Here is a 24,552-nt window from a genome sequence, read left to right on the forward strand (position 1 = left end):
TCATCACGTACGACGAAGGGGAGTCACCGGTGCGCATCCTGCTGGTCGAGGACGACCGGCGGGTGGCCGCCGCCCTCGCCTCGGCGCTGACCCGACGGGGCTACGAGGTCGAGCACGCGGCCACCGTCGCCGCGGCGCTCTCCGCCGCCCCCTGTGACCTGGTGCTGCTCGACCTCACCCTGCCGGACGGGGACGGCACCGAGGTGTGCCGGGAACTGCGGCGGCGCAGCAGCCAGCTCGGCATCATCGCGGTCACCGCCCGGGGTGAGGAACGCGACCGGGTGCTCGGGTTGCGGCTCGGCGCCGACGACTACGTGGTGAAGCCGTTCTCCATGGTGGAGTTGCAGGCCCGGATCGAGGCGGTGCTGCGGCGGGCGGCCCACGCCCCGCCGGCGCCGGACCTGATCGAGGTCGGCCCGGTCCGCATCGACGTGTCCGCCCGGACGGTCACCGTCGGCGGCCGCCCGGCGGCGCTCACCCGTAAGGAGTTCGACATCCTGCTCTCGCTGGCCCGCCAGCCCGGCACGGCGGTGCCCCGGGACCGGATCCTGCTCGACGTCTGGGGCACCACCTGGGCCGACCGGCACACCGTGGAGGTGCACGTCGGCTCGCTGCGGGGCAAGCTCGGCGACCCCCGGCTGGTGGAGACGGTACGCGGGGTCGGCTACCGGCTCCGGGCCGCGTGAGGGGCAGCCGGTGCGTCGTCGACTGGTGATCAGCTATCTGCTGCTGATGGTGCTGGTGCTCCTGGCGCTGGAGACCCCGCTCGCGGCGACCCTGGCGTCCCGGGAGACCGACCGGGTCCGCGCCGACCGGCTGGCCGACGCGACCCGGTTCGCCTCGCTGGCCGGGCCGGCGTTACGCGGTGGCGGCGCCGGCCCGTTGACCGGGGAGCTGGTCAGCTACGACCAGTTGTACGGCATCGGCGCGGCGGTGGTCGACCGGGACGGCCGGACGCTGGTGGTGTCGGCCAGTTGGAACTCCGGTCGGGACACCCGGGCGGCCCTGGACAGCGCGTTGGCCGGGCAGCAGTTCAACGGACCGGACTCGGTCTGGCCGTGGGTGGACGGTCCGCTGGTGGTGGCGGTGCCGATCAACGACGGCGGTGAGGTGCTCGGCGCGGTGGTCACCGCCACCCCGGTGGCGAAGGTCCGGCGGACGGTGACCGCCTGGTGGCTGCTGCTCGCCGGGATCGGGCTGCTCGCGGTGCTGGCCTGCGTCTCCACCGCGTTCGGGTTGGCCGGTTGGGTGTTGCGTCCGGTGACCGAGCTGGACGCGGTGACCCACGAGATCGCCGAGGGGGACCGGGGCGCCCGGGTGCAGGACCGGTGGGGTCCGCCGGAGCTGCGCCGGCTGGCGGCCAGCTTCAACCACATGGCGGCGGTGGTCGCCGACGTGATGGACCGGCAGCGGGCCTTCGTCGCCCACGCCAGTCACCAGCTCCGCAACCCGCTGACCGCGCTGCGGCTGCGGGTGGAGGAGCTGGGACCGAGCGTGACCGACCAGGACGGCCGGGCCGAGCACCGGCTGGCCCTGGAGGAGACCGACCGGCTGGCGCTGGTCCTCGACGGGCTGCTCACCCTGGCCCGGGCCGAGCGTGAACAGAACGAGCGGGTGACCGTGGACGCGGCGGCGGTGGCCGCGTCCCGGGTCGCCGCGTGGCAGCCGCTGGCCCGGCACCGGTCGGTCACCCTGCGTCTGGCGACCTCCGGCCCGGCGTACGCGCGGACCGTGCCGACCGCCGTCGACCAGGCGTTGGACGCGCTGATCGACAACGCGATCAAGTTCAGCGGCCCCGGCGGGGAGGTGACCGTGGCGGTCCGGGACGCCGACGGGGGCACCGCCCTGGAGGTGCGCGACACCGGCCCGGGGATGACCCCCGGCCAGCTCGACCAGGCCACCGAGCGGTTCTGGCGGGCACCCGACGCGCAGAACATCGACGGTGCCGGCCTCGGCCTGACGATCGTGGCGGTGCTGGTGGACGCGTCCGACGGCCGGCTCACCATGCACCCCGGCGAACCGTGCGGCCTGGTCGCCGAGCTGTGGTTCCCGGCCCCGGCCGGGGGCGAGCCGCCGGCACCGGCCCCCGCTCCGGCCGGGGGTGACCCGCCGGCCCTGCCCGTCGGCCCGTCGGCCGCCACCACGGACGGGCCACCGGCAGCCGCGGGCACCGGGGTGGGCTGACCGTCAGGGTTTGGCGGACCGGTACCAGTCGGCCGCGCCGGGGTGCAGCGGCAACGGGGTGGTGGCGATCGCCGAGCGGGGACTCATCCTCCCGGCCGCCGGATGGGCGGCGGCCAGCTCGGCCCGGCGCTCCATCAGCAGCCGGGTCACCTCCCGCACCAGCGGCTCCGGCAGGTCCGCCCGGACGACCAGGTAGTTGGGGTTGGCGACCGTGGTGACCGGGTCCACCCCGTACACCGAGCGGGGGATGTCCCGGGAGACGTACACCTCCCGGTAGCTGCGGCGCAGCGGTTCGGTCCACTCGCCCAGGTCCACCAGCCGGATCGAGGTGGCGTCGGACAGCGCGGCCACCCCGCGGACCGGCAGGCCGCCGGAGAAGAAGAAGGCGTCGATCCGGCCGGCCCGCAGCGCCGCCACCGAGTCGTCCAGGCCGAGGTGTTCCCGGCGGACCTGGTCACCGCCGAGTCGGGCCACCTCCAGCAGGCGGGTCGCGGTGATCTGGGTGCCGGAGCCGGCGGCGCCCATCGAGACCCGCCGTCCGCGCAGGTCGGCGACGTCGCGGATCGGGCCACCGGCGGTGGTGACCAGGTGGAGCAGGTCGTCGTAGACGCGGGCCACCGCGAGCACCTTCGGTGGGTCGACCGGGCTGGTGTCGAGCACGTCGGCCTGGGTGAAGCCCAGCTCGGCGGTGCCCGAGCCGACGAGCTGGACGTTCTCGGCGGAGGCGGCGGTGACCACCACACTGGCCCGGACGCCGGGCAGCTCCCGGTTGAGGACGGTGGCCAGCGACTGACCGAAGGCGTAGTAGACGGCGGTCGGGCTGCCGGTGGCGATCCGGATCGGGACCGGCTCGTCGGGGGAGTCGCGGCAGGCGGTCAGCCCGCCGGCCGCGACGACCAGCAGCATCAGCAGTACCGCGCCGACGGAGGGGGACCGCCGGCCGCGTCCGGTCCGGCCACGACTCACGCGGTGCACTCTGCGCTGTCACCGCCTCCGGCGCAAGCTCAGCCGGTCGGGACGGTCGGCCCGGGAGTGCGATGGAGGAAGGAACGCGTGCGGCGTGCCGGGCGTCGTCAGGCTCCGCCGGGTAGCCGGGCCGGGGACAGCGCGGCCCGTTCCAGGATCCGCAGCCGGTCCGGGCCGTCGGCGACGCTCACCACCAGGCAGCCGGCCCCCGGCCGCAGCAGCGCCGGCACCTCCAGCAGGGACGCCGACCGGACCAGCACCGCGGCCAGCTCCCGGTCGGTCAACCGGATGCCGAGGATGTGCCGTCGTACGTGCCGGCCGCCGGCCATCAGCGCCGAGCGCCAGGCCGCCGCGGCGAGCCGGGTCCGCCAGGCGGCCCGGGGGGTGGAGGAACCGACGGCCGGGCCGAGCAGCTCCCGCCGTCCCTGCCGCCAACCCGTCTCGCGCAACACCGTGTACCCGGTGCGGCGGTCCGCCGGCACGTGCAACCGGTGCAGCTCGTAGCGGCGGCGCAGGCCACCGGTGACCACCTCGTGCTCGACCGGCACGTCGAGCCGGGTCAGCAGCTGCCGCATCCGTAGCGCGGCGTCCTCCCGGTTGAACTCCACCACGCCCCGCTCCGGTGGCGGGGTCGGGCCGGGGCGGGTGACCGTCGGTGCCGGCGTGCAGCGGACCAGGCAGGCCACCTCGAACGCGTCGGCCAGGGTCATCCAGTCCAGTGGCGGCGGGGTCGACGGGAGGCGCGGCCGGTCGAGCAGGCGGGGTTCGGGGGTCATCGGACCGCTCCTTCTCGGTTTCGGGTTCCCTTACGGTCGCCTGCCGGTCCCGCCGTCTCCAGCCATCCGTACCGGAATTGAGGAAATCTTGCGTTCCTACAGGTCGGTCACCACCACGTCGACCCGCCGGGGGCGGCCCGCCGTCACCGGCTGCTCCTCGACCGGGTACTTCAGGTCACGCAGGGCACCGACCAGAGCGGTCGCGGTGCGCGGCCGGGCGCCGGCCAGCAGCAGGTCACGGACCAGCCGACCCTTGGTCGCCTTGTTGAAGTGGCTCACCACCGTGCGTTCGCCCGGCCGGCGCTCGTGCAGCACCCGCACGGTGACCGTCCGCCCGGCCAGTTCCGCCGGAGGGGTCCAGGTCGCCGCGTAGGCGGCGGAGCGCAGGTCCAGCACCGGACCGCCGCCGGCCGCCGCCGTCAGCACCGGCGACAACACCCCGCGCCAGTACGCCGACAGCGCCCCCACCCCCGGCAACCGCGCCCCGATCGGGCACCGGTACGGCGGGATCCGGTCGGTGAGCCGTACCGCGCCCCACAGTCCCGAGCTGACCAGCACCGAGCGGCGGGCCGCCCGCAGCGCCCCCGGCGGCAGGGTGGCCAGGCCGAGCGCCTCGTAGAGCACCCCGGTGTACACCTGCCCGGCCGGTGCGGTGGCGGCCCGGTCCAGCCGGGCGTTGCGGGCCAGCTCGCCACGCTGGCCGACGGTCAACCCGAGGGCGGCCAGGGCGGCGTCCCCGGCACCGTCGGACCCGTCCGCCCGGCCGGCGGCGGCACTGAACGCCATCAGCGCGGTCAGCACCTCCGCGCGGGCCGGGGTCAGCTCGGGCAGTGAGAGCCGGGACAGGTCGAGCCGACGACCGGTGCCGGTGTCGGCCTTCCCCTCGGAGGGCGGCAGCAGGATGAGCACCCGCAAGAGCGTACGGGCCGGGGCCGGTGGCACGGCCGTATGACGCCCACCGGGTGGCGCACCCGACAACCGGCCGTCCCGTCCCACCGGGAGGCGCACCCGACAACCGGCCGTCCCGTCCTGCCGGGGGCGACCTGGGGCGGCCCGGCCGACCCGCCCCGGTGTGCTCCCTGTCGCTCGCCTGGCCGCTGCCGGAGTCCTGTGGCAGGGTTGCAGCGTGCCCTCCACCACCGCGAGCCAGCTGGCCGTACCCACCCTGCACCGGGCCGCGCGGATCGAGGACGCCCTGCACCAGCTGGTGGAGCGCCGGCTGCGGCGCACCGGCTGGCAGCCCAACATCGTCGCCTACGCCGGTTACGGCGCCCCCGGTTGGGCGCGGGTGCTGTGCCGGGTGCTGCTCAGCCGCCCCGACCGGCGCAGGGGCCGGCTGGAGAAGGTCCGCGGCTGGCGCAGCTTCGCCACCCTGCCCGCCAAGCACGTCGAGGTCACCATCGAGGCCGGGGACGGCGTGCACACCGCCCGCGCCGACCGCAGCGGTTTCGTCGACACCGTGGTCAAGGCCGACTTCACCCCCGGCTGGGCCTCGGTACGGTTGCGGGTCGCCGACGCCGAACCGGTCGAGGCGCTGGTGCGGGTCATCGACCCCAAGGTGCGCCTGGGCATCCTCTCCGACATCGACGACACGGTCATGGTGACCGCGCTGCCCCGGCCCATGCTGGCCGCGTGGAACACGTTCGTCCTCGACGAGCACGCGCGCACGGCGGTGCCGGGCATGGCGGTGCTCTACGAGCGCCTGGTCACCGCCCACCCGGGCAGCCCGGTGTTCTACCTGTCCACCGGCGCGTGGAACGTCGCGCCGACGCTGACCCGGTTCCTGTCCCGGCACCTCTACCCGGCCGGTCCGCTGCTGCTCACCGACTGGGGCCCGACGGCCGACCGCTGGTTCCGCAGCGGCCGGGAGCACAAGCGGGCCACCCTGGCCCGGCTGGCGGCCGAGTTCCCCGACGTCCGCTGGCTGCTGATCGGCGACGACGGGCAGCACGACCAGGAGATCTACCGGGAGTTCGCCGCCGCGCACCCGGAGAACGTCGCCGGGGTGGCGATCCGCCGGCTCTCCCCGACCCAGTCGGTGCTCGCCGGCAGCCTGCCCGTGCCGAACGACCGGCCGTCGTCGGCGGGGCCGGTGGGCCAGAAGTGGCTCTCCGCTCCCGACGGGGCGGGCCTGTGGAAGCTGCTCCGCGACGCCGGCCTGGTCTGATCCCCGGCCCGACCGGCGTCCCGTGCGGTCGGGTCAGTCGCGGCGCAGCCAGAGCACGCCGAGCGGGGGCACCCGCAGTGCCGCCGAGGCGGGCAGACCGTGCCAGGGGACGTCCTGGGCGTGCACCGTGCCGAGGTTGCCCACCCCGGAGCCGCCGTAGTGGTGGGCGTCGGTGTTGATCACCTCGGTCCAGGCGCCGCCGGCCGGCAGGCCGACCCGGTAGTCCTCCAGCGGGGTCGCGGAGAAGTTGGCCACACAGACCAGGGTCGCGCCGTCCGGGGCGATCCGGACGAAGGACGCCGCGTTGTTGGCGACGTCGTCCCCGGCGATCCAGCGGAACCCGGCCGGGTCGGTGTCCTGCGCCCACAGCGCCGGGGTGTCCCGGTAGGCGGCGTTGAGGTCGGCGACCAGCCGCTGCACCCCGGCCCGCGCCGGATCGTGCAGGAGGTACCAGTCCAGCCCGCGTTCCTCGCTCCACTCCCGGTCGTCGCCCAGCTCGCAACCCATGAAGAGCAGCTGCTTGCCCGGGTGCGCCCACATGTACGCCAGCAGCGCCCGGACGTTGGCCAGCCGCTGCCAGGTGTCGCCGGGCATCTTGCCGACCAGTGAGCCCTTGCCGTGCACCACCTCGTCGTGGCTGATCGGCAGCACGTAGTTCTCGCTCCACGCGTACGCCAGGGAGAAGGTGAGCTGGTGATGGTGGTGCTGCCGGTAGATCGGGTCCTTCGCGGTGTAGAGCAGGGTGTCGTGCATCCAGCCCATGTTCCACTTGAAACCGAAGCCGAGCCCGCCGTCGCTGGTGGACCGGGTCACCCCGGGCCAGGCGGTGGACTCCTCGGCGATCATCACCACCCCGGCGTGGTGCTTGTAGACGGTGGCGTTGACCTCCTGCATGAAGGCGATCGCCTCCAGGTTCTCCCGGCCGCCGTGTTGGTTGGGCAGCCACTGCCCCTCGGGGCGGGAGTAGTCCAGGTAGAGCATCGAGGCGACCGCGTCCACCCGCAGGCCGTCGACGTGGAACTCGTCGCACCAGTACAGCGCGTTGGCGACGAGGAAGTTGCGTACCTCCCGGCGACCGAAGTCGAAGACGTAGGTGCCCCAGTCGGGGTGCTCGCCGCGCCGCGGGTCGGGGTGTTCGTAGAGCGGGGTGCCGTCGAAGCGGGCGAGCGCCCACTCGTCCTTGGGGAAGTGCGCGGGCACCCAGTCGAGCAGTACCCCGATGCCGGCGGCGTGCAGCCGGTCCACCAGGTGCCGGAAGTCGTCCGGGTCGCCGAACCGGGAGGTGGGCGCGAAGTAGCCGGTGACCTGGTAGCCCCAGGAACCGCCGAACGGGTGTTCCATCACCGGCAGGAACTCCACGTGGGTGAAGCCCATCTCGGTGACGTACGCGGTGAGCTGTTCGGCCAGTTCCCGGTAGCCGAGGCCGGGCCGCCACGAGCCGAGGTGCACCTCGTACACGCTCATCGGTTCCCGGTGCGGCTGCCGGCGGGCCCGCTGCTCCAGCCACGTCGCGTCGGACCACTGGTAGCGGGACCGGTGCACCACCGAGGCGGTGGCCGGCGGCACCTCCGCGTACGCGGCCAGCGGGTCGGCCTTGTCCCGCCACCGCCCGTCGGCACCGAGCACCCGGTACTTGTACCGCGCCCCCTCCGGCGCCCCGGGCACGAAGACCTCCCAGACGCCGCTGGATCCGAGGCAGCGCATCGGCCAGCCGTCGTCCGGCCCCCAGCCGACGAAGTCGCCGATGACCCGTACCCCCCGGGCGTTCGGCGCCCACACCGCGAAGGCGACGCCGTCGTCGCGGACCCGCGCGCCGAGCGCCTCCCAGAGCCGTTCGTGCCGGCCCTCGCCGATCAGGTGCAGGTCCAGCTCGCCGAGGGTCGGCGGGTGGCGGTACGGGTCGTCGGTGACCGATCCGTCGACCTCGACCCGGTAGTCGAGCACGCTGCCCTCGACGCGGGCCTCGAAGACGCCCACGTCGTGCACCCGCTTCATCGGGTGCCGGTCGTCGCCGACGTGCAGCACCACGTCACCGGCGCCCCGCCGCATGGTACGGATGGTGGTCCACCCGTCGGCGGGGTGCGCGCCGAGCAGGGCGTGCGGATCGTGGGTCGCGCCGGCGATCAGCTGGTCCATCTGGCGTCCTTCGAGGCGGGGTCGGTCGGGGTGCTGCCGGTGGTGGGACGGCCAGCCCTGCGGCTGCCCTTCCCCGTGCGGCGGGCCGTGGTGGGGCGGGCCACGGCGGGGCCGGTTCCCGTCGGGGTGGCCGGCTGGCCGTCCTCCGGGGCGGGGGTGGTCGGCGCGGTGCCGCCGGAGAGTTCGTCGGGGACGTCGGCCACTGTCAGCTCGGCCGGCTCGGCCCCGGCCGGCTCCGGGGTGGGTGGTGCCGGCGGCCGGCGGACCGTGAGCACGTGGGCCGGTTGTAGGTACGGGTCGAGCCGGACCGCGTTGCGCTGGCCCCACTCGTAGCCGGCCCCGGTCAGTTCGTCGTGCACGGTGAACCGCTCGTGCCAGTCGAAGCCGAGGGCCGGCATGTCCAGGGTGGTGTTGCCCCACTGCACGGTGTGCGAGTCGAACGAGCAGACCACGATGATCGTGTCGCCGGTGTCCGGGTCGCGCTTGGACCAGCAGAGCAGTGTCGGGTTGTCGATGTCGTGGAAGACCAGGTTGCGCAGCCGGTGCAGGGCCGGGTGCTCGCGGCGTACCCGGTTGAGGGTGGCCACGAACGGGGCGAGCGAGCGGCCGTTCGCCTGCGCGCCGGCCCAGTCCCGGGGCCGCAGCTCGTACTTCTCGTTGTCGAGGTATTCCTCGGCACCGGGGCGGGCGACGTGCTCGAACAGCTCGAACCCCGCGTAGATCCCCCAGGACGGGCTGAGCAGGGCGGCCAGCACCGCACGGATCTTGAACATCGGCGGCCCGCCGTGTTGCAGGGACTCGTGCAGGATGTCCGGCGTGTTGGGCCAGAAGTTGGGCCGCATCCAGTCGACCGAGGCGACCAGCTCCTCGCAGTACTCCCGCATCTCGGCCGCCGTCGTGCGCCAGGTGAAATAGGTGTACGACTGGGTGAAGCCGATCTTGCCGAGCCCGTGCATGATCGCCGGCCGGGTGAACGCCTCGGCCAGGAAGAGCACGTCCGGGTCGGTGCGCTTGACCTCGGCGATCAGCCAGTGCCAGAAGTCGAACGGCTTGGTGTGCGGGTTGTCCACCCGGAAGATCCGGATGCCCTCACCGATCCAGTGCCGCACCACCCGCAGCACCTCGGCCCGGATGCCCTCGGGGTCGTTGTCGAAGTTGACCGGGTAGATGTCCTGGTATTTCTTGGGCGGGTTCTCCGCGTACGCGATGCTGCCGTCGGCGCGGGTGGTGAACCACTCCGGGTGCTCGGTGACCCACGGGTGGTCGGGGGCGCACTGCAACGCCAGGTCCATCGCCACCTCGAGGCCCTGCTCGGCGGCGGCGGCGACGAAGTCGCGGAAGTCGGCCGGCGTACCCAGGTCGGGGTGGATGGCGTCGTGGCCGCCCTCGGCCGCGCCGATCGCCCACGGCGAGCCGACGTCGTCGGGGCCGGCGGTCAGCGCGTTGTTGCGGCCCTTACGGTTGATCCGGCCGATCGGGTGAATGGGCGGCAGGTAGAGCACGTCGAAGCCCATCGCCGCGACCCCGGGCAGCCGGTCGATGGCGGTGGCGAAGGTGCCCGAGCTGGCCGGCGTGTCGACGGTGGCCGGCACCGCGCCCTCGGAGCGGGGGAAGAACTCGTACCAGGCGGAGAAGAGCGCCCGGGGGCGGTCCACCCAGAGCCGGTGCGGCGTGCCGGTGGTGACCAGTTCCCGCACCGGGTGCGCCCAGAGCAGGTCGGCCAGGTCGAGCGCCGGGGCGACCCGCCGGGCCAGCTCGGCCTCCTTGTCGCCCAGCGCGGCCACCGCCGCCTCGACCCGCCCGACGTCGCCGGCCGGTACGAGTGCCAGGGCGGCGGTCAACACCCGGACGCCCTCGGCCAGGTCGTTGGCCAGCTCGGCCGCCCCCTGCCCGGCGGCGACCTTCTTGGTCACCGCGTTCTGCCAGGTCAGGTAGGGGTCCTGGAACGCCTCGACGGTGAAGGTCCACTCGCCGACGGCGTCCGGCCGGATGGTGGCGTGCCAGCGGTCCTGCCCCGGTTCGCCCGGACGCATCCGGGTGAAGGGCCGGGTCGCGCCGTCCGGGCCGTGCCAGACCACGTTGCAGCCGAGCGCGTCGTGGCCTTCCCGGTAGGCGCGGGCCGACACCGGCACCAGCTCGTCGACCACCGCCTTGGCCGGGTAGCGACCGCAGGCGACGACGGGGGAGACGTCTTCGATCGGGAACCGTCCGCTCACCCGCTCAACCTACTGTGCGAGATCCCCTCGCGCTCGGCCCGGCCGGTCCGCCACCCGCTGGAAGGCCGGGTTTGCGCCTCTGACACGTATCGCCGTCCGGGTCGCCGACGCGGAAACCCGGGGTCAGCGCCTGGTGCGCCACATGCACGGCCGCGGGGGAGCGGGCGCGGTCGAGCCTCTCCGCCGACGACGCGATGGGCCGAGGTCAGGCAATCTGACGGAGGTCGCTGCCGTAGTCGAAGATGATCCGCATCCGGGCGCCCAGGGCTCGTGCGTACCGGCTCAGGGTGGCCACCTCGTTGGCCTCCAGGTCGCCGTTCTCGATCTGGCTCACCCGGCCGGGCGTCACTCCCATCAGTTCGGCCACCTGCCGCTGGGTGAGGCCGAGGCGCTTCCGCTCCTCGGCAAGGTGGAACGCGCTGACCCACGCCTCGGTGCGTGCGCGCTCCACGTCCAGCGCGTCGTCGTCGCCGTCGTGTAGATCGGCGCGGATGTCGTCCCAGTCATGGAAGTCGCTCATCAGCCCTGCCTCCGTTTCCTCTCGACAGCGAGCCAGCCTTCGTACGTGACCTCCGCGACGGGAATCGCCTTCTCGTACCATCGCGTCCAGTCTCCGGCCTTGTTGCCGGCGACCAACAGCACTGCCTGTGACCAGGGATCGAAGACGAACAGGACGCGAATGGCGACTTCCCGCCCAGACCTCGGCCGCAACTCCTTGAGGTTGCTGATGCTCGAACCCTTGAGAGTGTCGACCAAGGGTCGACCCAGACCCGGCCCGCTCTCGGCGAGCATGTCGATCGCCACGTTGACGGACCGGTACGCCCCCGGGTCGGCCCTGCTCAGAGCCCGTAACCAGTCACGGACATCGCCTGTCGTCCTGATCGCCCAGCGGCGGGCGGGCTCGCCGGTCATGGCAAAACTATAGCCCGAGCTATACCAGGCGTGCCGGCCGAACCCGGCTCTCCGGCGGGTACTCGCCCAGCTCCGGACACATGGCGTTGCGAGCTAATCACCGGGTGTGTATGGTCGGCCGGGTCAATCGACTGATCATGATCTGGAGGTCGGATGAATCGGCTCAAATCCCGCGTGGCGGCCCTCATGGCGGGTGCCGCGACCGCCGGCCTCGTCGCGGCCACGGTGCCCGGCACCGCCGCCCAGGCCGGCTACTACCAGTACCGCAAGTGCTCCGACGCGGCCTCGCTCTCCTTCTTCGTCGACAGCACCTCGTCCACCACCAGGTGGCCGCACCAGATCGGCTACAACAACGTGATGTACGCGGCGCAGGAAGCCAACGGCCGCTACCACGTCTCCCTCTGGGACACCTCCGGCAACACCAACGGCTGGGTCAGCACCGCCTGGGTCCGTCCCTGCTGAGCGACCCGACGTCGGCCGCGACATCGGCGCGGCCCGGATCCACCCACCCGACGACCCGGAGGTATCCATGAGCACGATCGGCAAGCGCGCGGCGGCCCTGCTGACGGTGACCGCCCTGACCAGCCTCGGCGCGACCGTGGTGACCGGTGGTGCCGCCCAGGCGGCCTACTACCAGTACAGCAAGTGCTCCACCGCCAGCACCCTGTCCGTCTTCGTGGACAGCACCTCGTCGACCACGAAGTGGCCGCACTCGGTCGGCTACAACACCCGGATGTGGGCGGCGCAGGAGGCCAACGGCCGCTACCACGTCTCGCTGTGGAACGACAGCGGCGACACCAACGGCTGGGTCAGCACCGCCTGGGTCCGGCCCTGCTCGTAGTTCCCCGGGGTTCGCGCAGGCGTCCGACCTGCCCGTAGCTCTCCGGCGGCTGCCGTGTGGCCGGCCGTGCGGTAGGTCCCTGCCCCCTTCAGGCCCCTGCCCCGCGCCGGATCCCCTCCCCGCGTCACTGTCCGGAGACACGCGTGCCCGGCTGGCATCTCTCTGCCGGCCGGGCACGTCGTATGTGCAGAGCGGCGGGGGCGGGGTGCCGTCTCCCGCTGCCGGGTAGCCCGCCGCCTCCGCTGCGCCCGGATGGGGCCCACGCTAGGTGGGGGGAGTCGCGGCGACGTACGGGCCGGCTTCCTGAACGCCGATGATGATCCCGTGGGCCTGTAGCAGCATCACCGCTCGCTGCACGGTCGAGACGCTTGCCGAGTAGAGCCGGGCCAACTCGGCGTAGGTGGGCAGCCGGCTCTCCGGTGGGTACTCGCCCTGCTGGATGCGGGCATGCAGGTCGGCGGCGATCTTCCGATAGCCCATCGGGATGGTCACGGAGCCTGCCTCCGTCCGGCAGTACTTTCGTCGGAGACCCGTATGCCTGTCGGGCATAAATATGCCTCACAGGCATACGACCTTCTGGAGAGTGGTGCGCCTGTCGGGGTTACGCAGCGTGCGGGCGGGCACCGCCATTCCAGGCTGTCGAGTGCCCGACAGTGGTCCACGCGCTACGCGGGGGGCTTCGGTGCCACGAACGAACCCTTGCCCTGGTGCACCTCGATCCAGCCCCGCTCATCCAGAATCCAGAGCGCTCGCTTGATTGGGTTGTCGGACGAGCTGTACTGCTGGGCGAGTTGGGCGATCGTCGGCAGTCTGTCGCCGGGTTTGAGCGTGCCGCTTCGGACTGACGCGATGACGTCGTCAACGACCTGTTCATAGACGGGTTTGCGGGGCATGGGACCACCTCTCGTCAGCCGGTCCAGAATCTCACCAGGCGCGACGCGGTGTGGACTCTGTGTTGACTCAGGCACCTGAGGGTCCTAAGTTGGTCCCTGTGAGGGGGCTTTCTCGTCAGCAGCGGAGTGCCTCCCGGCCGGAATCGGCAAACATGCACAACCAACCCGACCGCCGGCCGTGACCTGCATCTTTGGCGTAATCATGAGGAGGCATGGATGGGTGAGCGTTTACGTCGAGGGCTGCGGGGAGGGGCGTACCCGGTGCCGGGTGGTCCTGCTCCACTGCCCGACGGCGACCGGGTGCCCGTGCCGGTCCGGTCGCGCCACTCGGTGCTGCGTCGGCGGCGGTTCGCCTACGGTGTGGCGGTCGCGGTGTGCGTACTCGTGCTGCTCGTGGTGGGGGTTTCGCGGTGAGCGGGACGGGCCGGCGGTGAACGAGCTGCCGGTGGGTCGCCGGGTCGCCCAGTGGCGGGTGCGGCGCAACATGACGCAACAGCAGTTCGCCGACCATCTCGGCAAGTCGAAGAGCTGGGTCGACAAGGTCGAGCGCGGGGTACGCCGGCTGGAACAGGTGTCCAACCTCCGGATGGTCGCCGAAACGCTCCGGATCGATCTGGAGGTGCTGCTCGCCGGGTCGGCGGGGGAGTCGGCGCGACCGGAAGCCGCCACCACCGGGGTCGACGCGGTGCTGGCCGCGCTGGCCCGCTACCACGTCGAGCCGCCGGCCCGGCCGCCCGACATCGCGGAGCTGCGCACCCGCCTGGCCCACGCGGAGCAGAGCTACCGGCACGCCCGGTACCCGGAACTGCTCGTCCTGGTGCCCGGCCTGGTCGACGCCGTCCGCGCGGCGCGGGCACTGCGGCCCGGTCGGGCTACCGACGGCCTGCTGGCGCGGGGGTACGGCCTGGTCGCGCTGGTGCTGCTGAAGGTCGACCGGCCGGAGGTGGCCTGGCTGGCCGCCGACCGGGCGGTGGCCGCCGCGCAGCTCACGAAAGACCCGTGGGTGGCCGCCGCCGCCACCGTGCCGTTGGCCCAGGCCCTGCGCCACGGCGGTCGGCGGCGGGCCGCGATGGAGGCCGCCGCCGTCGCCGCCCACCGCCTCCTGCCGGGGCGCTCCCCGGGCACGCCACGGCCGACCTCGTCGACGACCGGTGACGACCCGTCAACCGACCCGGCGCTGCTCGCCACGCTGCTGCTCCAGGCCGGCCTGGCCGCCGCCGGGCGGGGTGACGGCCGGGCCGCCCGGGACCTGCTCGGCCGGGCCGGCCGGGCCGCCCGTGATGCCGGGGTCGAGGGCGGCGGTGCGGCGGTCGAGGCCGCGCGGGTGGTCGCCGAGGCCGCCCTCGGCGAGGTCACGGCGGCGACGGTACGCCACGAGCGGCTGGTGGCCGGCGACGAGTGGCGGTGGCTGCCCCCTGAGCACCGAGCCGCGTACCTGCTCGACGCGGCCCGTGCCTACGTGCTCGACGGCAACCTGCTCCGCGCCGGCCGGGCGGTGCTCGAAGCGGAGCGCACCGCCCGCGGCGAGGTGCACGACCGCCCGGCGGTACGCCCCCTGGTCGCCGTGGTGGCCCGGTCCGCCGCCGCCCCGCCCGCCCTGACCCGCCTCGCCGCCACCCTCCACGTCACCTGAGAGCAGCCAGACAGAGAACTGCGACACGTATCATGTGTATTACGTATCTAGGGGGCTGCGGTGAAGTTGAACAGCAAGGGTCAGGTGACGATCCCGGCGGAACTGCGAGTTCGGTACAACCTGCACGAGGGTGATGAGGTCGACGTGATCGAGGAAGGCGGCGCACTGCGCATCGTGCGCGTCAGTGACGCTGAGACCCGTGGTCAGCGTCTGGTCCGGCACATGCGTGGCAGGGGCAACGCCCCGGAGGTGCAGGGCATGTCGACCGAGGACCTGATGGACCTTCTCCGTGGGGAGTGAACGGATCCGGGCTGTTGCCGGTCGGGTGCCGGACACGGTTGCCACGCTGGTCGACACCAACGTCCTGCTGGACGTCTTCACCGAGGACCCGCAATGGGCCGACTGGTCGGGTGAGGCCCTGGCCGCCGCCCGAGACGCCGGCGTTCTGGTGATCAATCCGATCGTGTATGCCGAGGTATCCGTGCGGTTCGACGCTGTCGAGGAACTCGACGCCGCGCTGCCCGCCACGGATTTTCTCCGCGAGGAACTGCCGTACCCGGCGGGCTTCCTGGCCGGCAAGGCGTACGCGCGGTACCGCCGGCAGGGCGGCTCCAAACGTTCGCCGATCGCCGACTTCTACATCGGCGCGCACGCGGCGGTCTGCCGCTACCGTCTGCTCACCCGCGACAGCAGCCGCTACCGCTCGTACTTCCCGACGCTGAAGTTGATCGCGCCCGGCGAGTGACAGCCGTCCGTCGCCTGGCCCGTGCGGCGTTGGCGTAGGGCGGGGTGGCTATCTGTCGCCGTAGTGGTACCGGCAGGCGATGATCTCGACGTCGTCCTTGGTGATCCGGTAGACCAGCCGGTGTTCGCGATCGATCCGGCGGGACCAGAACCCGGAGAGCTCACCCCGGAGGGGCTCCGGCTTGCCGATGCCCTCGTATTCGTTGCGCATGACGTCCGCGATGAGATCGTTGATGCGTTTGACCAGCTTGCGATCCGTGTGGCTGAGGTACTGGCCCCATGCCGTCGCGGTGAAGACCAGCCTCACGCCACGTCCCGTACGGTCGTCGGGTCGACCAGTTCCCGCTCGGTGGCGTCACCCTCGTCGAGCTCCGCGATCGATCGGCGCAGGGCTGCCGCGTTGCCCGGACTGCGCAGCAGGTACTCGGTCTCCTTCATCGACTCGTACTCCGCCAGCGGCACGATCACCACCGGCTCGTGACCCGACCGGGTCACCACCACTTCCTCCGCGTCGTTGATGACGCTGTCGAGTTCGGCGGCCAGGTTCTGCCGTAGCTGGGTGAAGTTCACGGTCCGCATGACCACCTCCGAGGTAGGTACAGAAAACTGTACTTGACCCAGGTTATTCCAGGAGTGAGCGGTACAGCTCCAGGGTCTGGACGGCGATGGCGTCCCAGGAGAAGTGCTCGACGGCCCGCCGCCGGCCGGCGAGACCCAACGCCTCGGTGCGCTTCGGGTCGGCCAGCAGCTCGTTGATCGTCTTGGCGAGGTCGGCGACGAAGCGGTCCGGGTCCAGCGGGTTGCCGCTGCCGTCGCCGGCCTGCTCGATCGGCACCAGCAGCCCGGTCTCGCCGTCGGCGACCACCTCGGGGATGCCGCCGGTGGCGGTCGCCACCACCGCCGTCTCGCAGGCCATCGCCTCCAGGTTGACGATGCCCATCGGCTCGTAGACCGAGGGGCAGACGAAGACGGTGGCGTGGGTGAGGACCTGGATCACCTCGGGCTTGGGCAGCATCTCGGCCACCCAGACCACCCCGGACCGGGTGGCCCGCAGCTCGCTGACCAGCCCTTCCACCTCGGCGGCGATCTCCGGGGTGTCCGGGGCGCCGGCGAGCAGCACCAGCTGGGTGTCGGCGGGGAGTTCCTTCGCCGCGCGCAGCAGGTAGGGCAGGCCCTTCTGCCGGGTGATCCGCCCGACGTACACCACGCTGGGGCGGGCGGGGTCGATACCGAGCCGGTCCAGCACGTCGGTGCCGGGGTCCGGGGCGTACTGGGCGGTGTCGATGCCGTTGTAGACCACCCGGACCCGGTCCGGGTTCACCGCCGGGTAGGCGGTCAGCACGTCCCGGCGCATCCCCGCGCTGACCGCGACGATCGCGTCGGCGGACTCCATCGCCGTCCGCTCGCACCAGGAGGAGAGCGCGTAGCCGCCGCCGAGCTGTTCGGCCTTCCACGGGCGCAGCGGCTCCAGGCTGTGTGCGGTCACCACGTGCGGCACCCCGTACAGCAGCTTGGCGGTGTGCCCGGCCAGGTTGGCGTACCAGGTGTGGCTGTGCACCACGTCGGTGCCGGCACAGCCGGCGGCCATCGCCAGGTCGACGCCCATGGTGCGCAGCGCGGCGTTCGTGCCGCCCAGGTCGGCCGGCTCGGGGTACGCGGTGACGCCCGGCTCGTCGCGCGCCGCGCCGAAGCAGTGCACCCGGACGTCGGCGAGCCGGCGCAGCTCGCGGGCCAGGTACTCGACGTGGACCCCGGCCCCGCCGTACACCTCCGGCGGGTATTCGCGGGTCAGCAGGTCCACGCGCAGCGGGGCGGAGTCGGTCATGACCGGCACCCTAGTGCAGAATCCGGCCGCGCACCGGTCACGGAACTGTGCCCGTACGAGTGGTGAAGTCGCAGCGGTATGGATAGCGTCTGGTCATGGCTGCCAAGGTGCTCGCGATCGTCCTGGCCGGCGGAGAGGGCAAGCGCCTGATGCCGCTCACCGCGGACCGGGCCAAGCCGGCCGTCCCGTTCGGCGGGATGTACCGCATGGTCGATTTCGTCCTGTCCAATCTGGCGAACGCCGGCTTTCTCAAGATCGTCGTTTTGACCCAGTACAAGTCCCACTCGCTGGACCGGCACATCACCAAGACGTGGCGGATGTCGACGCTGCTCGGCAACTACGTCACACCGGTTCCGGCGCAGCAGCGCCGGGGGCCGTGGTGGTTCGCCGGCTCCGCCGACGCGATCTACCAGAGCTTCAACCTGATCAACGACGAGCAGCCGGACTACGTGATCGTCTTCGGCGCCGACCACATCTACCGGATGGACCCCCGGCAGATGGTCGACGACCACATCGCCTCTGGGGCGTCGGTCACCGTCGCCGGTATCCGCCAGCCGCTGTCGACGGCCGACCAGTTCGGCGTGATCGAGGTCGGCGAGGACGGCAAGCGGATCCGCGCCTTCCGGGAGAAGCCCACCGACGCAGTGGGCCTGCCCGACGCCCCCGACCAGATCTACGCCTCGATGGGCAACTACGTCTTCTCCACCAGGGCGCTCTGCGAGGCGGTGGAGCGGGACGCGGCCGACAAGACCAGCAAGCACGACATGGGCGGCAGCATCATCCCGATGATGGTCGAGCGGGGCGAGGCCAACGTCTACGACTTCCAGGACAACGAGGTGCCCGGCAGCACCGACCGGGACCGGGGCTACTGGCGGGACGTGGGGACGCTCGACTCGTTCTACGACGCGCACATGGACCTGATCAACGTGCACCCGGTGTTCAACCTCTACAACTTCGACTGGCCCATCTACACCGACCAGCCGCCGTACCCGCCGGCGAAGTTCGTCCACCAGTGGGGCGAGCGGGTCGGCCGGGCGGTCGGCTCGATGATCTCGCCCGGCGCGGTGATCTCCGGTTCGCTGGTGGAGAACTCGGTCGTCTCACCCAAGGTCAAGGTGCACTCCTGGGCGCAGGTCGACGGCGCGGTGCTGATGGAGGGCGTCGAGGTGGGTCGGCACGCCGTGATCCGCCGGGCCATCCTCGACAAGAACGTCTTCGTGCCCGAGGGCGCCGAGATCGGCGTCGACCTGGAGAAGGACCGGCAGCGCTACACCGTCTCCGACAACGGCGTCGTCGTCATCGGCAAGGGGCAGCGCGTCGAGCCCTGAGCCGGGTGTGACCCGGTCGCCGCCGGGGAAGACAGCGCTCCCGTCCCGTACCACCGAGGAGGTTTCCGCAGTGGCCCACCCCCGTGCCGGACAGCCCGCCGAGCCCGCCGACCTGGTCGACGTGCCCCGGCTGGTGACCGCCTACTACGCCGAGCACCCGGACCCGGACGACCCGGCGCAGCAGGTCTCCTTCGGCACCTCCGGTCACCGGGGGTCCAGCCTGCGCAACGCCTTCAACTCCGACCACATCCTCGCGGTCACCCAGGCGCTCTGCGACTACCGCCGGGAGCAGGGCCTGACCGGGCCGCTCTTCCTGGCCCGGGACACCCACGCGCTGTCCGCCCCCGCCGAGGCCGACGCGCTGGAGGTGCTCGCCGGCAACGGGGTGACCGTGCTGCGGGACAGCCGCGACGGCTACACCCCCACCCCGGCGCTGTCGCACGCCGTGCTCACCCACAACCGGGGGCGCACCGACGGGCTCGCCGACGGCATCGTGATCACCCCCTCGCACAACCCGCCCGACGACGGCGGCTTCAAGTACAACCCGACCAACGGCGGACCCGCCGACACCGACGTCACGAAGTGGATCCAGGACCGGGCGAACGCGATCCTGGCCGCCGGGCTCAAGGAGGTCAGGCGCATCCCGTACGCGCGGGCGCGGGCCGCCGACACCACCGGCACGTACGACTTCCTCGCCGGGTACGTCGACGACCTCCCCTCGGTGCTCGACATCGACGCGATCCGCGACGCCGGGGTGCGGATCGGGGCCGACCCGCTCGGCGGGGCCAGCGTCGGCTACTGGGGCGAGATCGCCGAACGGCACCGCCTCGACCTCACCGTGATCAACCCGCTGGTCGACCCGACCTGGCGGTTCATGACCCTCGACGGCGACGGCAAGATCCGGATGGACTGTTCGTCGCCCAACGCGATGGCGTCGCTGATCGCCGCCCGGGACCGGTTCCAGGTCTCCACCGGCAACGACGCCGACGCCGACCGGCACGGCATCGTCACCCCCGACGGGGGCCTGATGAACCCCAACCACTACCTGGCGGTGGCGATTGGCCACCTGTTCCGTACCCGGTCGCAGTGGGGTCCGGCGGCGGCCGTCGGCAAGACCCTGGTCTCCTCCTCGATGATCGACCGGATCGCCGCCGACCTGGGCCGGCCGCTGCTGGAGGTGCCGGTCGGCTTCAAGTGGTTCGTCCCCGGGCTGCTGGACGGCTCGGTCGGCTTCGGCGGCGAGGAGAGCGCCGGGGCGTCGTTCCTGCGCCGCGACGGCAGCACCTGGACCACCGACAAGGACGGCATCCTGCTCTGCCTGCTCGCCGCCGAGATCATCGCCACCACCGGCCGGACCCCGAGCGAGCACTACGCCACGCTGACCGACCGCTTCGGCGCCCCCGCGTACGCCCGGATCGACGCCCCGGCCGACCGGGAGCAGAAGGCGCTGCTCGGCCGGCTCTCCCCGGAGCAGGTCACCGCCACCGAGCTGGCCGGTGAGCCGATCACCGCGACCCTGACCAGCGCCCCCGGCAACGGTGCCCCGATCGGCGGGCTGAAGGTGACCACCGGGTCCGGGTGGTTCGCGGCCCGGCCGTCGGGCACCGAGGACGTCTACAAGATCTACGCCGAGTCGTTCCAGGGTCCGGAGCACCTGGCCCGCATCCAGGAGGAGGCGAAGTCCCTGGTCGACGGGGTTCTCGGCTAGTCCTCGCCAGCGCCGTCGCGCCCCGCCCAGCCGCCCGGAGCGGCCGGGCGGGGCGTGCCGCGTTTTCCGGCGTTTCCCCTCGGGAGCGTGTCGTGGCCTCGGCTGGCTCGTTGCGCATGAGGCGACCCGAAACAGTGAGGGGAACATCTGATGGTCTGGTCCAGGGTGGTCACCGACCCTGGACCGCGGATCGACGTCATCGACATCCGGGCGGTCCGTCCGTCCCGGGATGCCCGGTCGAGGCGGCAGCGGGAACTGGTCGGCGGGCTGTTGCGGTGCTATCCGGTCAGCTTCCTGGTGCTCGCCCCCTACGTGCTGCTGATCCTGCCGATGGCGGTGGTCAACGGGAACCCGCAGACCGGTTTCATCGTGTTCCTGGTGGGCCTGGCCCTGCTCGGTAGCGTCTCGGTGGAGACGGTGGGTCTGTTCTTCGGGCGTCCCGATCCGCAGTGGCGGCAGGGGATGCGACAGGCGACGGCCCGCTATCCCCGGATCTATCCGGTGGCGCGGCTGGTGACGCTGAGCAGCATCGTGGCCGACCTGCTGGGTGCCTACCTCGGGCGGGGGAGCATCGTCGCGCAGATCTCCGGGGAGTTGTCCGACGCGCCGCTGGTGGCGCTGACCAAGCTGTTCTCCGGGTGGGGCGCACTCGGCTTCGCGCTGCTGGTCGCCAGCCACCTGGGCGGCCGGCTGTCCCGGGCCAGACTGTACGGCTGGCTCGGAGCGCTCGTCACCACCCAGGCGGTCGTCACCATGCTGACCGCCCTCACCGCCCCTCTGATCGCCTTCCTCTTCTTCGTGGTCGCCGCCGGGGTGGTCTGTGGCGTGTTCCGGCTGCGGTACCTGCTGCTCGGCACGGTGGTGATGGTCCTGCTCTGGCCGGCCATCTTCGAGTACCGCAACGAGATCCGGCAGGACCAGGGCATCGCGGTGAGCGACGCCGTGACGGCAGCGGACCGGATCCGCCTGGACCGGCAGTTGACCCTCGTCGCGGGTATCGAGGTCCCCGTCGACCTCGGTCAACCCGGCCTCGTCGACCACCTCCGGTACGGGCTGGTGCCCCGGATCGTCGATCCCGACCGACCGGCCCTGTCCACCGGGCAGCAGATCAACCAGTTCCTCGGTGGCGGCCCGACGTCGGCTTCCAACTTCCTGTTGCTGGGCAACATCTGGTTCTTCGAGGGGCCGGTGGGGGTGCTGGGCGTGCACGCCTTCTGGGCGGGCTTCGTGGCGTTGCTGCTGCGGTGGCGGGCCCGGCCCGGGCCGGCCCGGTTGAGCCTGTTCTGCCTGGTCTTCTCCGACGTGCTGCTGTGGTCCGGCACCTACCCCGAGTCGACGATCGCCTTCCTGCAACACGTGGTGTCGGCCATGACGGTCTTCTTCCTGCTGTGGCTGACCCGCAGCGTCCGGCTGCGGTCGCCGCGCCGGCCGGGCCGCGTCGTGCTGCCTGTCGGTCGACGCCTTCCCCGGGGGGTGCACCGGGCCGATGGTCGCCCTGTCGCTCCCCGGGTCGGCGGCCGGCTCGTCGCGCGCCGTCAGCGGGGTGCCTGATGATCGGGAAGAGCGAGGCTGCCGCCCTGGTGGCCGTCGGCCCCGGAGTCGGGATCGGCAGGGGTGGGCCCGGGCCGGCCCGACAAGGACCCGGCGGATGGTCCCGACGGCAGCGGGAGCTGGTCGGCGGGTTGTTGCGGTGCTATCCGGTCAGCTTCCTGGTGCTCGCCCCCTACGTGCTGCTGATCCTGCCGATGGCGGTGGTCAACGAGAACCCGCAGACCGGTTTCATCGTGTTCCTGGTAGGGCTGGCCCTGCTCGGTAGCATCTCGGTGGAATCGGTCGGTCTGCTCTTCGGGCGTCCCGATCCGCAGTGGCGGCAGGGCATGCGGCAGGCGGCCGGGCGCTACCGCCATGTCTATCCGGTGGCCCGGCTGGTGACCCTGACCGGCATGGTCGCCAACGTCGTCGGAACCCACGTCGGTCGGGGGACCATCGTCACCCAGGTGTCCGGCGAACTGTCCGACACCCCCCTCGCGATGGTGTGCGCCCTCTTCTCGGGCTGGGGCACCCTGGGCTTCGCCCTGTTGATCGGCAGCCGACTCGGCGGTGCGCTCTCGTCAGGAGGGTTGTACTGCTGGGTGGCCGCACTCGTCGGCGTGGAGGCGTACGTCGCGATGCTGACGGCCCGGTCCGCGCCCCTGGTGGCCCTGGTGTTCTTCGTGGCGGCCGCCGGGGCGGTCTGCGGGGTCTTCCGGTTGCGTCACCTCCTGCTCTGGACGGTGGTGCTCCTGCTCGCCTGGCCCGCCATGTTCGCCCAGCGCAACTCGATCCGGGAGGAACGGGGGGTGACGGTGGACAGCCGGGTCACCGCCGCCGACCGGCTCCGCCTGGACAGTCAGCTCACCGCGGTGGCGCCCTTCGCGGTGCCGGTCGAGATCGGCCAGCCCGGTGTCACCGACTACTTCAGGTACGGGCTGGTGCCCCGGGTGCTCGACCCGGACCGGCCGGCGTTGTCCACCGGGCAGCAGATCAACCAGTTCCTCGGTGGGGGGCCGACGTCGTCGTACACCTTCCTGCTGCTGGGCAACGTCTGGTTCTTCGACGGGCCGGTCGGCGTGGTGGTCGTGCATGCCTTCTGGGCGGGCTTCGTGGCGTTGCTGCTGCGCTGGCGGGGTCGACCCGGTCCGGCCAGGTTGACGGTGTTCTGTCTGGTCATTTCCGACGTGCTGCTCTGGTCCGGGACCTATCCCGACTCCACCATCGGGTTCCTGCAACACGTGGTGTCGGCCGTACCGGTCTTTCTGCTGCTGGGGCTGACCCGCGGCACCTCCGCCCACCGGGACACGCTGCCGGTGGGTGCCGTCCGGTGACCGTTCCGGTCCGCTCCCGGGTCGGCCGCCAAGGTCCCCCGGGTGTGCCCCGCACGGGTCGTCGGGCCGTGTCGGCCCTGGTGGTCGGCGGGTTGTCCAGCGGCGGGAACCTGCTGGTGGCGATCACCGTGACCCGGCTGGAGTCGATCGGCGGGGTGGGCCGGTTCGCCCTCGCCTTCTCGTGCTACGTCCTCGTCTCCGGGTTGGTCCGGAGCATGGTGACCGAGGCCGTCCTGGCGGCGGGGACGGGGGTGCGTTCCGCCGCCTCCCGGGTGCTGCTGCTCGGCACGCTCTGCGGTGTGCCGCTCGCCGTCGCGGGTGCGGCGTACGGCTCGGCCTATCTGCTGCTGGTGGGCCTGGCCCTGCCGGGCCTGGTGCTCTACGACTACGCCAAGGCGACCGCCCTGGGCCTGGGCACCCCGGCGGGCGCACTGCTCCAGGAGGCCACCTGGACGGCGGTCACCTGCGCCGCCGCGCTGGGCGCGCTGTTCCGGCTGGTCGACGCGCCCTTCGTGGTCGCCGTCTGGGCGCTCGCCGGTGGCCTGATCGGCGTGCTCGTCGGACTGCGCCGGGGGTACGCCCGACGACCCGGTTGGGGTGCCGGTCGGACGGAGAGCCGCGTCGCGGTGGGGTTCGGCACCCAGTTCCTGCTGACCACCGGGTCGGCGCAGGTGTCGTTGAGCGCGGTGGCCGCCGTCGCGGGTACCTCGGTGGTCGGCGCGTTGAGCGCCGGCCGGACCCTGCTGGGGCCGGTGAACCTGGTCCTGTCCACCGCCGCCACGTTGACCCTGCCCTACCTGGCCCGTGGCCGGACCGGCTCCCGGGCGGCGCGGTCCCGGGCGGCCGTCCGGGTCACCCTGCTCGTGGCCGCCGGCGTCCTGCCGCTGACGGCCGCGATCGCCCTGCTGCCCGACGCGGCCGGCCGGACGCTGCTCGGCGGCAACTGGGACCTGGCCCGTGGTCTGCTGGTGCTGCTGGCCCTGGAGAGCCTGTTCGCGGTGCCGGCGGCCGTCGGCTTCGCCGGGTTACGGGTGGAGCAGGCGGGCCGGCGGGCGATCCTGCTCGGCGTCCTGCTGGGGGGTCTGCGGGTGCCGGTGGTCGTCGTCGCGGCGGTGCTGGGCGGTGCGACCGGCGCGGCGGGCGCGCTCGCGGCGCTCGCGCTGGTCAGCGCGGTCGCCTGGGCCGGCAGCTACCTGGCGCTGCTGCGGCACCGTGGGGCGCACCGCGCGTCGGCGCACCCCCGGCTCCTCCCGGCCCCGCCCGGCGGGTGAACCGGGCGGGCGGGGCCAGGCGTCAGCCCGATCGGGGCGGACCCGGGCGTCAGCCCGACCGGGGCGGACCCGGACGGCGGGTCGGGGC

Annotated in this window: 26 protein-coding genes; 14 read left to right on the top strand and 12 right to left on the bottom strand. The window is 72.6% G+C overall.

Annotation, left to right across the window (positions count from 1 at the left end; all coding sequences use genetic code 11):
- Window positions 1–29: 29 nt before the first annotated feature.
- Together O7612_RS10630 and O7612_RS10635 are read left to right on the top strand one after the other, a co-directional pair.
- Window positions 30–686: a response regulator transcription factor gene (locus O7612_RS10630; RefSeq protein ID WP_067303428.1), complete on the top strand. Its 657-nt coding sequence runs from the start codon at window positions 30–32 to the stop codon at window positions 684–686.
- A 10-nt stretch (window positions 687–696) separates the two neighbouring features.
- The gene (locus O7612_RS10635; RefSeq protein WP_282272672.1) at window positions 697–2,184 is read left to right on the top strand and encodes a HAMP domain-containing sensor histidine kinase; all 1,488 of its coding nucleotides are present in this window, start codon (window positions 697–699) and stop codon (window positions 2,182–2,184) included.
- A 3-nt stretch (window positions 2,185–2,187) separates the two neighbouring features.
- Here O7612_RS10635 and O7612_RS10640 read toward each other — a convergent pair whose 3' ends face one another.
- The 3 genes from O7612_RS10640 to yaaA form a co-directional block, all read right to left on the bottom strand.
- Window positions 2,188–3,090, bottom strand: a complete 903-nt coding sequence (locus O7612_RS10640; RefSeq protein WP_282273875.1) for a TAXI family TRAP transporter solute-binding subunit — start codon at window positions 3,088–3,090, stop codon at window positions 2,188–2,190.
- A gap of 167 nt (window positions 3,091–3,257) precedes the next feature.
- Window positions 3,258–3,926 (bottom strand): hypothetical protein, encoded by a 669-nt coding sequence (locus O7612_RS10645; RefSeq protein WP_282272674.1) that lies wholly within the window; start codon window positions 3,924–3,926, stop codon window positions 3,258–3,260.
- A gap of 96 nt (window positions 3,927–4,022) precedes the next feature.
- Window positions 4,023–4,835: a peroxide stress protein YaaA gene (gene yaaA, locus O7612_RS10650; protein WP_282272675.1), complete on the bottom strand. Its 813-nt coding sequence runs from the start codon at window positions 4,833–4,835 to the stop codon at window positions 4,023–4,025.
- A gap of 217 nt (window positions 4,836–5,052) precedes the next feature.
- Here yaaA and O7612_RS10655 point away from each other — a divergent pair, with 217 nt between their 5' ends.
- A complete protein-coding gene (locus tag O7612_RS10655; RefSeq protein WP_282272677.1) occupies window positions 5,053–6,093 on the top strand; it encodes a phosphatase domain-containing protein in 1,041 nt (346 codons plus the stop codon).
- A gap of 33 nt (window positions 6,094–6,126) precedes the next feature.
- Here the strand turns inward: O7612_RS10655 and glgB are convergent, their stop codons facing one another.
- From glgB to O7612_RS10675, 4 genes are all read right to left on the bottom strand, one after another.
- A complete protein-coding gene (gene glgB / locus O7612_RS10660) occupies window positions 6,127–8,229 on the bottom strand; it encodes a 1,4-alpha-glucan branching protein GlgB (RefSeq protein WP_282272679.1) in 2,103 nt (700 codons plus the stop codon).
- Window positions 8,217–10,445: an alpha-1,4-glucan--maltose-1-phosphate maltosyltransferase gene (locus O7612_RS10665; RefSeq protein WP_282272681.1), complete on the bottom strand. Its 2,229-nt coding sequence runs from the start codon at window positions 10,443–10,445 to the stop codon at window positions 8,217–8,219. The genes glgB and O7612_RS10665 overlap by 13 nt, the downstream gene beginning before the upstream one ends.
- 205 nt (window positions 10,446–10,650) lie before the next feature.
- Entirely contained in the window at window positions 10,651–10,965 is a 315-nt protein-coding gene (locus O7612_RS10670) for a helix-turn-helix transcriptional regulator (RefSeq protein ID WP_282272683.1), read from the bottom strand.
- Entirely contained in the window at window positions 10,965–11,357 is a 393-nt protein-coding gene (locus O7612_RS10675; RefSeq protein ID WP_067303446.1) for a type II toxin-antitoxin system RelE/ParE family toxin, read from the bottom strand. The genes O7612_RS10670 and O7612_RS10675 overlap by 1 nt, the downstream gene beginning before the upstream one ends.
- 153 nt (window positions 11,358–11,510) lie before the next feature.
- On the opposite strand from O7612_RS10675, the gene O7612_RS10680 reads away from it, so the two are divergent.
- Window positions 11,511–11,819 carry a hypothetical protein gene (locus O7612_RS10680; RefSeq protein ID WP_282272685.1) on the top strand — a complete coding sequence of 103 codons (309 nt, stop codon included), beginning with the start codon at window positions 11,511–11,513 and terminating at the stop codon, window positions 11,817–11,819.
- A gap of 67 nt (window positions 11,820–11,886) precedes the next feature.
- Window positions 11,887–12,198: a hypothetical protein gene (locus O7612_RS10685; protein WP_282272686.1), complete on the top strand. Its 312-nt coding sequence runs from the start codon at window positions 11,887–11,889 to the stop codon at window positions 12,196–12,198.
- Window positions 12,199–12,462: 264 nt separating this feature from the next.
- On the opposite strand, the gene O7612_RS10690 is transcribed toward O7612_RS10685, so the two are convergent.
- Together O7612_RS10690 and O7612_RS10695 are read right to left on the bottom strand one after the other, a co-directional pair.
- Complete coding sequence (locus tag O7612_RS10690) at window positions 12,463–12,690, bottom strand: winged helix-turn-helix domain-containing protein (RefSeq protein ID WP_348774279.1); 228 nt, start codon at window positions 12,688–12,690, stop codon at window positions 12,463–12,465.
- A gap of 173 nt (window positions 12,691–12,863) precedes the next feature.
- Window positions 12,864–13,091, bottom strand: coding sequence for a winged helix-turn-helix domain-containing protein (locus tag O7612_RS10695; protein WP_282272687.1), 228 nt, complete (start codon window positions 13,089–13,091; stop codon window positions 12,864–12,866).
- Window positions 13,092–13,307: 216 nt separating this feature from the next.
- Between O7612_RS10695 and O7612_RS10700 the strand changes: the two genes are divergently transcribed.
- The 4 genes from O7612_RS10700 to O7612_RS10715 are packed head-to-tail and all read left to right on the top strand — an operon-like array spanning window position 13,308 to window position 15,469.
- Entirely contained in the window at window positions 13,308–13,505 is a 198-nt protein-coding gene (locus O7612_RS10700) for a hypothetical protein (RefSeq protein WP_282272689.1), read from the top strand.
- A gap of 16 nt (window positions 13,506–13,521) precedes the next feature.
- Window positions 13,522–14,724, top strand: a complete 1,203-nt coding sequence (locus O7612_RS10705; protein ID WP_282272691.1) for a helix-turn-helix domain-containing protein — start codon at window positions 13,522–13,524, stop codon at window positions 14,722–14,724.
- A gap of 60 nt (window positions 14,725–14,784) precedes the next feature.
- The gene (locus tag O7612_RS10710) at window positions 14,785–15,024 is read left to right on the top strand and encodes an AbrB/MazE/SpoVT family DNA-binding domain-containing protein (protein ID WP_282272693.1); all 240 of its coding nucleotides are present in this window, start codon (window positions 14,785–14,787) and stop codon (window positions 15,022–15,024) included.
- A gap of 25 nt (window positions 15,025–15,049) precedes the next feature.
- Window positions 15,050–15,469: a type II toxin-antitoxin system VapC family toxin gene (locus O7612_RS10715; protein ID WP_282272695.1), complete on the top strand. Its 420-nt coding sequence runs from the start codon at window positions 15,050–15,052 to the stop codon at window positions 15,467–15,469.
- Window positions 15,470–15,517: 48 nt separating this feature from the next.
- Here the strand turns inward: O7612_RS10715 and O7612_RS10720 are convergent, their stop codons facing one another.
- The 3 genes from O7612_RS10720 to glgA are packed head-to-tail and all read right to left on the bottom strand — an operon-like array spanning window position 15,518 to window position 17,293.
- Window positions 15,518–15,775, bottom strand: coding sequence for a Txe/YoeB family addiction module toxin (locus O7612_RS10720; RefSeq protein ID WP_067303462.1), 258 nt, complete (start codon window positions 15,773–15,775; stop codon window positions 15,518–15,520).
- Entirely contained in the window at window positions 15,772–16,047 is a 276-nt protein-coding gene (locus O7612_RS10725) for a type II toxin-antitoxin system prevent-host-death family antitoxin (protein ID WP_067303547.1), read from the bottom strand. The genes O7612_RS10720 and O7612_RS10725 overlap by 4 nt, the downstream gene beginning before the upstream one ends.
- Before the next feature lie 43 nt (window positions 16,048–16,090).
- Entirely contained in the window at window positions 16,091–17,293 is a 1,203-nt protein-coding gene (glgA, locus tag O7612_RS10730; RefSeq protein WP_282272699.1) for a glycogen synthase, read from the bottom strand.
- Between the two features lie 95 nt (window positions 17,294–17,388).
- On the opposite strand from glgA, the gene glgC reads away from it, so the two are divergent.
- The 5 genes from glgC (at window position 17,389) to O7612_RS10755 (ending at window position 24,464) form a co-directional block, all read left to right on the top strand.
- A complete protein-coding gene (glgC, locus tag O7612_RS10735) occupies window positions 17,389–18,621 on the top strand; it encodes a glucose-1-phosphate adenylyltransferase (RefSeq protein ID WP_282272701.1) in 1,233 nt (410 codons plus the stop codon).
- A gap of 70 nt (window positions 18,622–18,691) precedes the next feature.
- Complete coding sequence (gene pgm, locus O7612_RS10740; RefSeq protein WP_282272703.1) at window positions 18,692–20,329, top strand: phosphoglucomutase (alpha-D-glucose-1,6-bisphosphate-dependent); 1,638 nt, start codon at window positions 18,692–18,694, stop codon at window positions 20,327–20,329.
- Window positions 20,330–20,479: 150 nt separating this feature from the next.
- A complete protein-coding gene (locus O7612_RS10745) occupies window positions 20,480–21,880 on the top strand; it encodes a hypothetical protein (protein ID WP_282272705.1) in 1,401 nt (466 codons plus the stop codon).
- A complete protein-coding gene (locus tag O7612_RS10750; RefSeq protein ID WP_282272707.1) occupies window positions 21,880–23,193 on the top strand; it encodes a hypothetical protein in 1,314 nt (437 codons plus the stop codon). The genes O7612_RS10745 and O7612_RS10750 overlap by 1 nt, the downstream gene beginning before the upstream one ends.
- 44 nt (window positions 23,194–23,237) lie before the next feature.
- Window positions 23,238–24,464 carry a hypothetical protein gene (locus O7612_RS10755; RefSeq protein ID WP_282272709.1) on the top strand — a complete coding sequence of 409 codons (1,227 nt, stop codon included), beginning with the start codon at window positions 23,238–23,240 and terminating at the stop codon, window positions 24,462–24,464.
- Window positions 24,465–24,552 lie beyond the last annotated feature (88 nt).

It is taken from the genome of Micromonospora sp. WMMD987, assembly GCF_029581435.1.
GTDB lineage: Bacteria > Actinomycetota > Actinomycetes > Mycobacteriales > Micromonosporaceae > Micromonospora > Micromonospora rifamycinica.